General features: G+C 57.1%; 12 protein-coding genes and 1 pseudogene. 9 read left to right on the forward strand and 4 right to left on the reverse strand.

The window, feature by feature from the left end:
• Positions 1-251: 251 nt before the first annotated feature.
• Positions 252-590 (reverse strand): hypothetical protein, encoded by a 339-nt coding sequence (locus CWI66_RS16275; protein ID WP_081138521.1) that lies wholly within the window; start codon positions 588-590, stop codon positions 252-254.
• A 155-nt stretch (positions 591-745) separates the two neighbouring features.
• Between CWI66_RS16275 and CWI66_RS16280 the strand changes: the two genes are divergently transcribed.
• Together CWI66_RS16280 and CWI66_RS16285 are read left to right on the forward strand one after the other, a co-directional pair.
• Positions 746-1,195 (forward strand): LexA family protein, encoded by a 450-nt coding sequence (locus tag CWI66_RS16280; protein WP_016915518.1) that lies wholly within the window; start codon positions 746-748, stop codon positions 1,193-1,195.
• Positions 1,192-2,496, forward strand: a complete 1,305-nt coding sequence (locus CWI66_RS16285) for a Y-family DNA polymerase (protein ID WP_016915517.1) — start codon at positions 1,192-1,194, stop codon at positions 2,494-2,496. Before CWI66_RS16280 ends, CWI66_RS16285 begins: the two co-directional genes overlap by 4 nt.
• A gap of 940 nt (positions 2,497-3,436) precedes the next feature.
• Here CWI66_RS16285 and CWI66_RS16295 read toward each other — a convergent pair.
• The 3 genes from CWI66_RS16295 to CWI66_RS16305 all read right to left on the reverse strand — a co-directional run bounded on the left by CWI66_RS16295 (position 3,437) and on the right by CWI66_RS16305 (position 5,618).
• Positions 3,437-4,726, reverse strand: coding sequence for a type II toxin-antitoxin system HipA family toxin (locus tag CWI66_RS16295; protein ID WP_100732261.1), 1,290 nt, complete (start codon positions 4,724-4,726; stop codon positions 3,437-3,439).
• Positions 4,716-5,009 (reverse strand): helix-turn-helix domain-containing protein, encoded by a 294-nt coding sequence (locus CWI66_RS16300; RefSeq protein ID WP_016915514.1) that lies wholly within the window; start codon positions 5,007-5,009, stop codon positions 4,716-4,718. The genes CWI66_RS16295 and CWI66_RS16300 overlap by 11 nt, the downstream gene beginning before the upstream one ends.
• A gap of 129 nt (positions 5,010-5,138) precedes the next feature.
• Positions 5,139-5,618: an Lrp/AsnC family transcriptional regulator gene (locus tag CWI66_RS16305; protein WP_016915513.1), complete on the reverse strand. Its 480-nt coding sequence runs from the start codon at positions 5,616-5,618 to the stop codon at positions 5,139-5,141.
• Between the two features lie 148 nt (positions 5,619-5,766).
• Between CWI66_RS16305 and CWI66_RS16310 the strand changes: the two genes are divergently transcribed.
• From CWI66_RS16310 to CWI66_RS16335, 7 genes and pseudogenes are all read left to right on the forward strand, one after another.
• Positions 5,767-6,807: a zinc-dependent alcohol dehydrogenase family protein gene (locus CWI66_RS16310; protein WP_100732262.1), complete on the forward strand. Its 1,041-nt coding sequence runs from the start codon at positions 5,767-5,769 to the stop codon at positions 6,805-6,807.
• 34 nt (positions 6,808-6,841) lie between these two features.
• Positions 6,842-7,018: pseudogene (locus CWI66_RS18450) on the forward strand (helix-turn-helix domain-containing protein); the annotation flags it as partial.
• 15 nt (positions 7,019-7,033) lie between these two features.
• The gene (locus tag CWI66_RS16315; protein ID WP_232710977.1) at positions 7,034-7,738 is read left to right on the forward strand and encodes a LysR substrate-binding domain-containing protein; all 705 of its coding nucleotides are present in this window, start codon (positions 7,034-7,036) and stop codon (positions 7,736-7,738) included.
• 142 nt (positions 7,739-7,880) lie between these two features.
• Positions 7,881-9,290 (forward strand): amidase, encoded by a 1,410-nt coding sequence (locus CWI66_RS16320; protein ID WP_100732263.1) that lies wholly within the window; start codon positions 7,881-7,883, stop codon positions 9,288-9,290.
• A gap of 49 nt (positions 9,291-9,339) precedes the next feature.
• Entirely contained in the window at positions 9,340-9,567 is a 228-nt protein-coding gene (locus tag CWI66_RS16325) for a hypothetical protein (protein WP_100732264.1), read from the forward strand.
• Positions 9,560-11,071 (forward strand): sodium:solute symporter family protein, encoded by a 1,512-nt coding sequence (locus tag CWI66_RS16330; RefSeq protein WP_081194983.1) that lies wholly within the window; start codon positions 9,560-9,562, stop codon positions 11,069-11,071. The genes CWI66_RS16325 and CWI66_RS16330 overlap by 8 nt, the downstream gene beginning before the upstream one ends.
• Positions 11,072-11,205: 134 nt before the next feature.
• Positions 11,206-12,081, forward strand: coding sequence for a pirin family protein (locus tag CWI66_RS16335; protein WP_016915510.1), 876 nt, complete (start codon positions 11,206-11,208; stop codon positions 12,079-12,081).
• The last annotated feature ends 131 nt before the right edge of the window (positions 12,082-12,212 follow it).

Consider the following 12,212-nt stretch of genomic DNA (forward strand, 5'->3'; position numbering starts at 1 on the left):
GTCTTCTTGGTCATGAACACCTCCATTGCCTCCATTATGAGGCTTATCGGGGTGTCCGCTCCAATTGGACCACTTCAGTCGAGAAAGTTGCTGCCCCAGGCCATGCCAAGGGGTATCGCCTACGTAAGCCATTTGTTCAACGAGATGTGCCATGAGTCATTCTCCAGACATAAAAAAAGCGCCGACCAAAGGCCAGCGCGCGAAAGTGAATAGGCGGATCATTCGCCCCACACAGGGCGAACAACGATAGGTTAAGCGTTAGGTGCTAAAGGCGGGTAGGCGTCGCGGTAGGTGCAGCCGCAAGACAAGCATAACCACGGTGTCCCGCTGCCAACTGGCAGCCACTGCTCAAACAGCGAGGTGGCCATGCGTGAGCCGGTTTGACCTCCGGCCACGGCACCCATCATGGCGGCAGGCAGTTTTGCCAATGGAAAGCGAGTCACCGCCAATGGCAGTGGGCCGGAGATGGCCGTCGCGCGCCATGCGCCAATAGCACCGCCAATCAAGGTGCTGCCTACCACGCTTATGCGCTGGGCTGTATCCAGATTCAGCATGCGCGTTGATGCACAACGCTTACAGGGTGGGGGCATATTGAAGCTCCTATGCAAGGGAAAAAGGTTCCATGGGGATGGATGCATAGGAGTGATATAGGTCTGAAATCGGTTGGGATACGCCGATGAGGTATTGCGTTAAGTAAGCGCTTTTTAGATGCTGTTTTTATATACAGCTATCGATGGAGGTGCTCATGACTTTACCAGTGACATTACTGGGACAATCAGACGCTTTAACGGCGTCGCAGTCCATACCGCTCTATACCTGTGCCGTGCGCGCAGGCTTTCCATCACCCGCAGATGACCACTTGGACACCGATCTTGATCTTCACCGCTATGTGGTGAAACGGCCTGCTGCAACGTATTTCGTACGTTCTGAAGGAGACTCCATGATTGGTGATGGAATTCATCATGGGGATTTGCTGGTGGTGGATCGCAGTCTCGAAGCCTTACCAGGTCGCATTATCGTCATTTGTGTTGATGGTGAGCTCACAGTAAAGCGCCTTGAGCGAGTAGGGCAGCGGACTTATCTCCGGGCAAGTAATCCTGCTTACCCTCCCATTCCTTTAGATGGTCGTGAGTCGCACGTCTGGGGCGTCGTAACTCATGTGCTTCACAGCTTTCCAGGGGCAACGCTGCAATGATGGCCTTGATCGACTGTAACAATTTCTATGTCTCCTGCGAACGTGTCTTCAACCCGTCACTGGAAGGTCGTCCTGTAGGGGTACTATCCAATAACGATGGTTGCGTCGTCGCCCGCTCTAACGAGTTAAAAGCACTGGGCGTTGAAATGGGGGCTGCCATGCACCTGCTACCACCAAGTGTGCGCCGCCAAGCTGTGCTGCTATCCAGCAACTATGCGTTGTATGGAGACATGTCTCAGCGGGTAACCGAGGTGCTGGGCGAGTTCTCACCCCATGTAGAGGTGTATTCCATTGATGAGAGTTTTGTCGGGTTTCAGGGATTTGAGGTAGACACCCTGGAGCAACGAGGCCAAGCTCTGCGGGATACGGTGAAGCAGTGGACAGGTATACCTGTGTCAGTGGGTTTTGCGCCGACTCGGGTGTTGGCCAAGGTCGCCAATCATGCCGCTAAAAAACACCCTGCATATAGAGACCAAGGTGTATGCACGTTGCTTGCAGAAGGCGCGCCTACTAAAGCGTTGTTGAAGCAGTTGCCTGTCACCGAACTATGGGGCATTGCACGCCGCACCAGCGAGCGATTACGCGTCATGGGCATTGAGACTGCCTGGGACCTGCGAGAGGCAGACCCGAAACATATCCGTCGGCAATTTAGTGTGGTGCAGGAGCGCATTGTCTGGGAGTTGCGGGGGCAACCCTCCATTCAGCTAGATGACATGGGCCAGCCTAAACAACAGATCATGGTGTCTCGTTCGTTTGGGCGGCTTACCAACGATCCCCATCAGTTAAGGGAGGCGCTACGGCATCATGCTGCCAGGGCGGGCGAAAAACTTCGTAAGCAGCAAAGCGTCACTAGCGCCGTCATGGTGTTTATCCGCACCAACTCGTTTCGTACGGATTTACCCCAATATCGTCAACGAATGGTCATTTCTCTGGATCGGCCCACTGATGATAGTCGTGAGATCATCGCCGCTGCGGTACAGGGTTTGCGTCGTCTCTGGCGAAAAGGGTACGCCTTTCACAAAGTGGGTCTCATGCTGCTTGATCTATCGCCTAAAGCTAACCGACAGCTCACTCTCACTGAAACCCTTCAGACTGATGAAGAAGACAAACGTAGCGAACGACTGATGAACACTATGGACATGCTCAACCGTGAGCTAGGCAGAGGTGCTGTGCAAATTGGCTTGGCGCGCTCTAACAACGCATGGTCACTGCGAAGCGAGCGACGAACGCCGCGTTACACCACTCAGTGGGGCGAGCTGCTAATAGCAAGGACTGGATTCAAAAAATTAAGAACACCTTAGCCATCAGGGAAGCTCTCAGCTCCATGCCATGATATTTCTTTAGAGTCTATCTTTAGATTCGTTAAGATGAGAGCCCCTGCGATCAGGAGAGTCTAGCCCATTGCATTGATCACCGACTGATCAAGTCTGTTAGGCTGCAAATGAATTGCATGATGGAGTACCTCAACAGCCGTACTAGCGACGTGCTGACGACTCGTCGCTAACTTTAGGCAGAAAATCTGGAGCATACGCGACAAGCGATACTGCTAGCTGATCAGTCACCCTGCCTTGTGGAAAGTGCTACATCATCAATCGCCGATCACGGGGATGAGGAAATGGCAGGCCGAGGGCCTCGGGTTATTTGCCAAGCGGGCAGGCAATCACATAGGGCCCTACAGCTATGGCCTTGGAGGGAGCTTCTCTAGACCAAATGGGTAGTATATTGGGTAGTGAAATAATTTTTTTTATGTTTTTTTGTAATAGTTAATTGATTTTTAAGATATTTTTTATAGATCAATATTAAGATACAGAATATTGAGTGATGAGGTATTGGCATTGACTTGGCATGCCAAACTCTACAAGCTGAAGTTAAATGGACAGGGAGTGCCCGGTCGGCGTCTAAACCTCGGTGAGTGCATCGGGGTTTTTCGCTTTTGGGCCTGACTTAATATTGCTAGCAGGTATCCAGCGCCGCTTCCTTATGCAGCCTGCATAATCTGAAGAAATCTCCGCTATGACTCAGTTGACTCCTGATACTCACGAGATGCTAGAGAGCTTACGCTCGGCGGTTGCCGAAACGCTCGAGCGCAAACGCCGCCTTGGTCAATATGCCGTGGTTTGGGAGAACGATAGGCCTGTCTTTATAGGGGATGATGCGCCAACTCAGCAGAGTAATGAGCAGAACGGGCAGGATCTAGAGTCGCATTGAGCCAAGCGATCACGTCAACGACCTACAGTCTGCTCAGGTGCTCAATAGCCCCTTGTTCTCTCGCCACGCCTGATTCAACCGCTTGGTGATGAGATCAATGGTGCTGGCTCTCGCTCCGAGGTGCTTGGCCACTACCGAGAAGCTGCTGAGAACGTCCACTGTCTCTTGAACGTACGGCAGGGCCTGTTTCCAATCCGTGAAACCTGCCTGTGTTGCCAGCCGTTGCATCGCCTTGAGAGGAGGCTGTTTGCCAAATCCCATGTAGGCGGTCGCGTGCTCTGCAAAAGGGTGGGGGCTAAAGGTCACGTCATAGAACGGCGCTGGTCTCCATTGGCCTGTATCGTCTTGCAAAAATGCCCAGTTTTTACTGTGATCGTCCTGGTTGCAGGCAAACAGATTAAACAGCGCGCGTCGAAATTGCAGTTGGCCGACGGCGGGAGAGCGGCATAGCTGGCGGCTGGCTTTGATCAGGTCGGCGTAGTCCAGGCTAGGGGTTCGGAAATCGGCATCCAGCAGTCCACAGGCGCTATGCATGTGGAGACGCCCGGCAGGGTGCGCCTGATGAACCCAGTCAAACCGTTTGATGGCAAGCCAGGCGCGCTCACCTTGACTCGTAGGCACGCGAAGCAGCTGCCATTCGGGCGGCTCAAGCCCCGCTGTGTTCGCTAGTTCCAGGTAGGCCGCTTCGCAGAGCCCTTCGTCGTGACCCAGTGGCAGGTGTTGAGAAGTGAACTTGACCAGCCAAGCGTCATCCCCTGGCTTGGCGTCGGTTCGGCACGTTGTTGGCTTGTCCGGTGGCATGAAAAGCTGCGCTTTGGGCCTGGCTCCGCCGGAACTACCCGCTGCGACGAGAGCACTCAGCACGTCTTCCGTTTGACCATCGAAAACGGCCTGAGCCGTTAAGCCAAGTGTCGGCAAGTCTTCGTGATCACCCTGTGTCGGTGCTGCCTCTGATATGGGCTCAAAGGCAAGAGCGCCCATCCCTCGATGGCCAACGAATGCCAGCCGATCCATCGCCGTCAGTTGTGTCGGGGCGATGCCCTGCTGACGAAAGACACGATCTTGCAACAGCAGTCCCCAGCCATCGGGTAAACAGTCGCCAAATACCCCATGTAGACCTTGGTGTGGTATTTGGGGGGCAGGTTGAAGAGTCAGGTCGCTGTTGAGCGTAAAGGGCGACAGGTTGCCATGCTGTTCCACGTAGCCTTCTGCGTATTGAAAGAAGACCCCTTGGCGGTTCTGCGCTAAAACGCCAGCCGCGACCCGCTCTCCCGTTGAGAGCGTGCGTGTCACGTTCAACCGCTGCGTTGGCTTAAAGGCCATCTTTGAGCACCTCTTCGATGGAGGAGGGCTGTTTAGTGGGGAGGGCGTCGGGTTGGGTCAGCGCATAGAGCCGTGCCAGGTCATCCAGGCTTTGCCAGAGCAACAGCAGTTGGCGTAGAGAAATTTGCCCGGTGAGCTCGAATTTCTTGATGGTAGGAGCGGGCACACAGCTGCGCTGCGCCAGCGCCGCACGGGATAGCTTGGCCTGCTCGCGCAACCTGCGTAGGTGGGCAGCAAAGGCCTGCTGAACATCGGTATCGTCCAACAACAGAAAACGGGGCATAAGCTCACTTTCTTTACCTGGATACTCCTATATCCATTTTAGGCTATTTTAGCTATTTATAGACACGGTTATATCCATTTTATGGTTGCTGAATACACTTTCTTTCAGCGCTCTTTTCCATTGCCTCGCTCACAGACCCAACAGCTCCTCAACCGGCAAATGGCTGGTCGCTTTCATTTCCCTCAGCGAGAGGTTGGAGCGGATGCTCGATACCCCGGGCAGTTTGCGCAGCACCGTTTCGACGAAGTGGCTGTAGTCGTCCAGGTCTTTGGCGACTACCTGTAGCAGGAAGTCGGCTTCGCCGGTGGTGTTGTGGCAGCTCAGTACGCGGGAGCTGGCCTGGATGATGCGCTCGAACTCTGCCGTCGCGGCTTCGCTGTGCTGGGTGCAGGTGATTTGCACGAAGGCCAGCACGCTGGCGCCCACTTTGCGGCGGTTGAGGATGGCCTGGTAGCCTTCGATCACTCCCAGCTCTTCCAGGCGTTTGTGGCGTCGCCAGCAGGTGGCTTCGCTCAGGTGCAGCTGCTCGGCCAGCCGTGCGTTGGCCACCCGCCCGTCTGCCTGCAACAAGGTGGCTAATCGGGCATCCTTTTTATCAAGCTCGCTCATTTTGAAAGGCTCTTTCGGTTTATTCATTTTGTTGAAAAGAGTGCTTCAAAAAGGCGCAGGATGTCCATCAGAAGGAAACGTAATTTCGGGCGCGGCTCGCTATAGTGCGTATACATCCAACGCACCGCCGACCGTTCAGGAGTGAGCCATGAAAGCCGTGGTATACGAGCAGTTTTCTACCCCGCCCAGCATCCAGCAGGTGCCCGACCCAGCGCCAGCGCCTCACGGGGTCGTGGTGAAGGTGATGGCCAACGGCGTATGCCGCAGTGATTGGCACGGCTGGATGGGCCACGACCCGGATATCCAGCTTCCCCATGTGCCGGGCCATGAGCTCTCCGGCGTGGTGGAAGCGGTGGGCAAGGACGTGACGAAGTGGCGCGTTGGCGACCGGGTGACCGTGCCGTTCGTGGGTGGCTGCGGCACCTGCCCGGAGTGCCACACCGGCAATCATCAGGTGTGCGATGCTCAATTCCAGCCGGGGTTTACCCACTGGGGCTCGTTTGCCGAGTATGTGGGCATTCACTACGCCGATGTGAATCTGGTCGCACTGCCGGATACCCTGACGTTCGATACCGCCGCCAGCCTGGGCTGTCGGTTCGTAACCTCTTTTCGTGCGGTGGTAGACCAGGGCCGCGTGTCGGCGGGCCAGTGGGTGGCGGTGCACGGCTGCGGTGGCGTGGGGCTGTCGGCCATCATGATTGCCAGCGCAGCCGGTGCCAACGTGGTGGCGGTGGATATTTCCGAGCAGGCGCTGGCTTTGGCGCGCCAGCTAGGGGCGGTGGCCACGGTGAATGCCAACCAGGTGGCCGACGTGGTGGAGGCGGTGGTCGAGATCACCCAAGGCGGCGCGCACGTCTCGCTGGACGCGCTGGGCCACCCCACCACCTGCTTCAACTCCATCAGCAATTTGCGCAAGCGCGGCAAGCATGTTCAGGTGGGGCTGATGCTGGCGGACCACAGCACGCCCGCCGTGCCGATGAGCAAGGTGATCGCCAACGAGCTGGAAATTCTGGGTAGCCATGGCATGCAGGCGCATCGCTACGATGCCATGCTGGCGATGATTCAGTCGGGCAAACTGGCGCCGGAAAAGCTGATTGGCCGCCGCATCACGCTGGAAGAGTCCGTGCAGGCGTTGATCAACATGGACAAGTTCGAAGGCGCGGGGGTCACCGTGGTGACGAAATTCTGAGCGAAGGTTTTGCCATAGCGATGGGGGCTAATAGATGATCAGTGGTCGAGCCTTACGTTACTTCGACACCGTGGCAAGATGTCGTTCGCTTCGACAGGCTGCGGCCCAGCTACACATTGCTCCCACGGCGATTAGCCGTCAGATTGATTTGCTGGAACATCAATTGGGCGCCCCGCTCATTGAGCGTGGCCCTAACGGCATTAGCCTCACGGCAGCGGGAGAGCTATTGGCCGCCCAGGCGCAACGAACCATCCGTGACCTGGAGCGGGTGCAGGAGCATATCGCTGACCTCAAAGGTTTGCGCACGGGCCGAGTCAGCCTGCAAGTGGCCGAAGGCGTGGTAGCAGGCCTGCTCGCGCCTGCGTTAGCCAAGATGGGGCAGCGCTATTCCCATTTGAGCTTTGATATTGATATTGCCAGCTCAAACCAGATGGTCGAAGCATTACGCCGTGGTGATGCGGACATTGGCCTATCCTTCTTCATGCCGCGCCATGATGACATTGTGCCCTACGCCAGTGCCGAGCTGAACCACCATGCCGTCGTGGCGCCAGGCCATCCGCTGGCCACCGCTTCCGAGTTGTCGCTGCACACCTTGGCGAAGCACCGTTTGATCCTGCCGCATGAGTCCTATGGTGTTCGGCAAGCGCTGGAGCGTGCCGCTCACCGAGCCAATGTGGTGCTGGTGCCCACCTTCAAAACCGCGTCACTTGAAACCCAGAAAGCACTCGCGATCAACGGTGCCGGCGTGCTGGTATTACCACCGATGGCAGTCGCTCGGGAATGTCAGTTGGGTGACCTGGTGAGCGTCCCTATCTCATCTTCAGAGCTCGAAGCCGCACGCGTCGACCTCTGTGTCTATCGCCACCGTCAGCGCAGTTTTGCGACTGAGGCATGCTTGTCACTATTGGCGAATGCATTGCAGACAATATAGAGCCCGCTTCTGCAGGCTTTTGAGTGGGCGAAGTGCACACAAATTGTGGACACGCTGAGGTCAATATTGAAATAGCAGAAGGCACCGTGTGGGTTCATGCTGGGGTTATTGACCTTGATAACAACAGCACTAAGGTGACGGGATGCTTGAACTACACCAGCTAACGGCGACTCAACTGCTTGAGGGCTATCGAGCCCATACGTTCTCACCAAAAGACGTCGCCAGCGCGTTGGTCGCGCATATCGCCCAATGGGAGCCCTCCATCAACGCACTGTATGGCTATCAGCCTGAGGTGTTCATCAAGGCTGCCGAGGCATCTACCCAGCGTTGGGCAAAGGGAAAACCCAGCGGAGCTTTGGATGGTGTTCCCGTCACGCTAAAAGAGCTGATTGCCACGGAAGGGGTGCCGGTGCCGCTGGGCACGGGATTGGGCAAACAGCCCACTGCCAGTGCAGATGCGCCCCCGGCGGCCCGTCTCTCGGAAGACCGCGCACTGGTCCTGGCGAAAACCACCTGTCCTGATTTTGGCATGCTCTCCTCGGGGCTCTCTTCATTTCATGGTATCACCCGCAATCCATGGAACTTGGCCTGTAATACCGGCGGGTCCAGTTCGGGGGCCGGTGCTGCCGCTGCCGCTGGCTTCGGGCCGCTACATGTGGGGACCGATATTGGCGGCTCAGTGCGTTTGCCAGCGGCCTGGTGTGGCATCGTTGGCTTCAAGCCAACGTTGGGGCGCATACCTATCGACCCTTATTATGTAGGACGCTGCGCAGGGCCGATGACTCGGAGCGTCGAAGATGCCGCACTCATGATGAATACCCTTGCTCGCACGGATCGACGTGATGCCATGCGCTTACCCCCAGAACATATTGACTGGATGGACCTCGCGCTGGATGTCAAAGGCTTGCGAATAGGCGTGATGATGGAGGCGGGCTGTGGATTGGCTCTGGATGAAGAAATTCGCTACCACGTGGAGCAGGCCGCAAGGCTGTTGGAAGCGGCGGGTGCCACGTTGGTACCGATGGCCCCCGTGCTTAGCCGAGAAATGTTGGATGGGTTGGATCACTTCTGGCAGGCCCGCCAGTGGAGCGAGCTATCAAAGCTTGCGGCGGAAGAGCGCGAGCAGGTGCTACCGGCCATTCTGGCCTGGGCAGATGGCGGTGCCCGCCTGAGCGGAGTAGAGGTAGTGCAAGGTTTTCAACAAACCATGGCGATGCGTCGTGCCACGGAATCCGTCTTCGAGACGGTGGATGCAGTGATATCTCCCACGACACCGAATATTGCCTTCCCTGCTGAGTGGGCATCGCCTACCAATGATCCCCGTCAGCCATTTGAGCATATTGCCTATACCGTGCCGTGGAACATGGGAGAGCAGCCTGCCATCTCGCTCAATGCGGGCCTCAGTAAGCGCAATATGCCAATCGGGGTGCAATTGATTGGCCCGCGCTTTGCGGACCACTTCGTGCTCAAGTTGGCACGACAGCTGGAAGCCCGTTTAGGGCTGCCAATGTGCTTGCCGATGCCGGTGTGTGACAAAAGCGTACTGGAGTGAGCAGGGCGTTTACTGAGCAAAGGTAATAAATATCAAGAGGGGAACATACATGCGACGTTTATTGGTACTGCCGACTTCACGGGCAGGGTGGGGGCTGTTGATGGCGTTTGTGGCACTGGTTGGGGCAGGTACCTGGCCGGTGATTGCGCTCGTCAACCGAGCCACCCTGGTACTAGGGCTGCCATGGGTGGTGGTGTGGAGCTATCTAGTGATTTTTACCTGCGTGGTGGTCATGTTGATCGGTAACCACATTGTAGAGAGAGATGACCATGAGTAGCGCTTGGCCATTACTGATTACCCTGACCTACGTTGCTGTTGCCATGGTCATCGGCCTCCGTGCCAGGGCTGGCCGCTCGATGAACAGTCTGGAAGAGTGGGGAGTCGCGGGGCGCAGTATGGGCCCTGTAACGCTTTATCTTCTGATAGCTGCAGGCAGTGTCAGTGCTTACACCTTTATGGGAGCTCCCGGCTGGGCATACTCCAAGGGGGTGGCGGTTTTTTATGTGGCGATCTATCTGGCGTACCTGGCCCTGGTTGCCTGGTACTTTGGCCCGAAGGTATGGCAATTTGGTGAGCAGTTTGGTCATGTCACTCAGGCAAGTGCCATCGCAGATCGTTATCAAAGCCCGACGCTGGGGGCCTTGGCTGCGTTGGTCATGGCCATAGGCTCGGTTGCTTATGCGGTACTGCAAACCATTGGCTCGGCGTATATCTTGTTTGTCATGAGTGGTGGAATGATTCCTGTATGGTTAGGAGTATTCCTGGTACTTGGCTGCATAGCGGTTTACCTCTATGCCAGTGGTCAACGCGCGATTGGGCGCACGAATGCGTTTCAGGGCGTATTGATGCTGGTGGTTGCCTGGGCCGTTGGCCTGTGGGCCGTACACAGTGCCACTGGGGGGGTGAACTTTTCCCGTGTCTTCGAGCGTATCCAGGCGGAACATGGTGAGTTTCTCACGCTACCGGGTGCCGGGGGCGACATGAGCTACAGCTTCTGGACCACGTCCATTATCGTCTCCATGTTCTCGTTCATGCCCCCTGTCTGGACCCAGTGGATGAGTGCTTCATCGGCGCGTACTATCCGCCGTAGCGCGACGTGGTTACCTACCTACTACGTGGTGATTTTACCCATGGTAGTGGTGGGCTTCATCGGCATTTTCTCTCTCCCTGACTTGGCCCGAGCCGACACGGTTGCCCTTGATTACGCGATGCAACACTTGCCGGTGGTGCTGGTAGGCTTGCTGGGGGCGGGGACTTTGGCGGCGTCGATGTCCTCCAGCGAACCGTTTATTCATTCGATTTCGCTGTCGCTGAGTAAAGACGTTTTGCAGCCCGCACTGAAGCTTTCGAACGATGTGACTGCAAGGCTAGCGCGGTTACTGATTCTACCGGTCATGTTTTTAGTGGTGGCACCGCTGGCGATTGCTGAGCCGGGCAGTTTGGTGATGATTCTACTGGTGGGCCTGGGATTTGCGTCACAGGTACTGCCTGCGTTCGTGGGTATGTTCTTCTGGCCGAGAGCCTCACGCCTAGGTGTGATGGCAGGCATCCTGGCAGGTTTCCTCGTCACGGTGGCTTTTACCACGTTGTGGCCACACCCGCTGGGTATTCACGCAGGGTTCTGGGGGCTGATGATCAATCTACCGTTGTTTGTCGCGGTTTCCTTGATAACGCCTGCCACCGATGCCGGGGTGGTTGAGCGCTTCTTCCGCATTGCTGCCCCACGGGGCCTGAGCAAGATGGGGATGCGCAGAGAGAGGGTCAAAACGCTTGGCTCTTGATCACGCTGCTGGCCTGGCGGAGGCCCAAGCGTTTCCTGACGATCATCACATTATTGCAATGAATCAAGGCAAATTATTCGCTCCTCATTGCGTCGCTGAGGTTTTACGCTGGGCGTATCGATAAGGAGGACGTCATGTCATCACCCCATACCCCATCCGTTCGCCGCATGGTCGCTCAGCACCCTGCCCATCGTGACGATATCGGAGACCTGGTCACCCGCAGGCCGCTGCCGGGGCCTGGCGTGGATCAGCTCGATCCGTTTCTGTTCCTGAATCACCACGGCCCGCAGGTATATTCCGCCAATAATCGTGGGCTGCCGTTTGGGCCGCACCCGCACCGGGGGTTCGAGACGGTCACCTTCATTCTGGAGGGCTCGCTGGCCCACGCCGACAGCGCCAAACATCAGAGCGTGATTCATGCAGGCGGCGTGCAGTGGATGACCGCGGGCAGCGGCATCGTGCATGCAGAAATCTCGCCCCCTGAGTTCTTGCGCGAAGGCGGGCCGCTGGAAATCCTCCAGCTGTGGGTCAATCTGCCGTCGCGGCTGAAGATGAGCGAACCGCGCTACGTGGGCCTGCAGCAGGAAGGCATACCCGCCGTTCCCCTAGCGGGCGGCGGCACGCTCAACCTGATTGCCGGGGAGTGGCAAGGGCAGTCAGGCCCGATCGAGTCGCTGACCGGCGTGTTCATGTCCACACTCGCGCTGCCCGCAGGGGCCCATGAGCAGCTTCCCGTAGCCCCTGGGCGGCAGGTGTTTCTGTACGTGGTGAGTGGTGACGTGACGGTGGGCGGCGAGCCTGCCAAAGCGCATCATTTGATTGAGCTCGACCGTGACGGCGAAAGCCTTGCCATCGAGGCAGCCAGCGATGCGCGCCTGCTGTTTGGCCATGGCGATGTCATCGATGAGCCGGTCTACTCCCACGGCCCCTTCGTGATGACCACCCGCGACGAGATCGTGCAGGCGGTAGAGGATTACCAGAACGGCAAGTTTGGCGGGCTGACGCTGTAACCGCCGCGCTAAACCGGCTCGCCGCGATAGTAGTGCCTTGACGTCCTCCCCGCCCTAAAGGACGGGGATTCCAACTTCTTGAGGGCAACGTCCTGCCCCGAGGCTGAGGATATTCCGGGCCGCATTCACGT

Source organism: Halomonas sp. 141, assembly GCF_002810305.1.
In the GTDB taxonomy this organism is placed as follows: domain Bacteria; phylum Pseudomonadota; class Gammaproteobacteria; order Pseudomonadales; family Halomonadaceae; genus Vreelandella; species Vreelandella stevensii.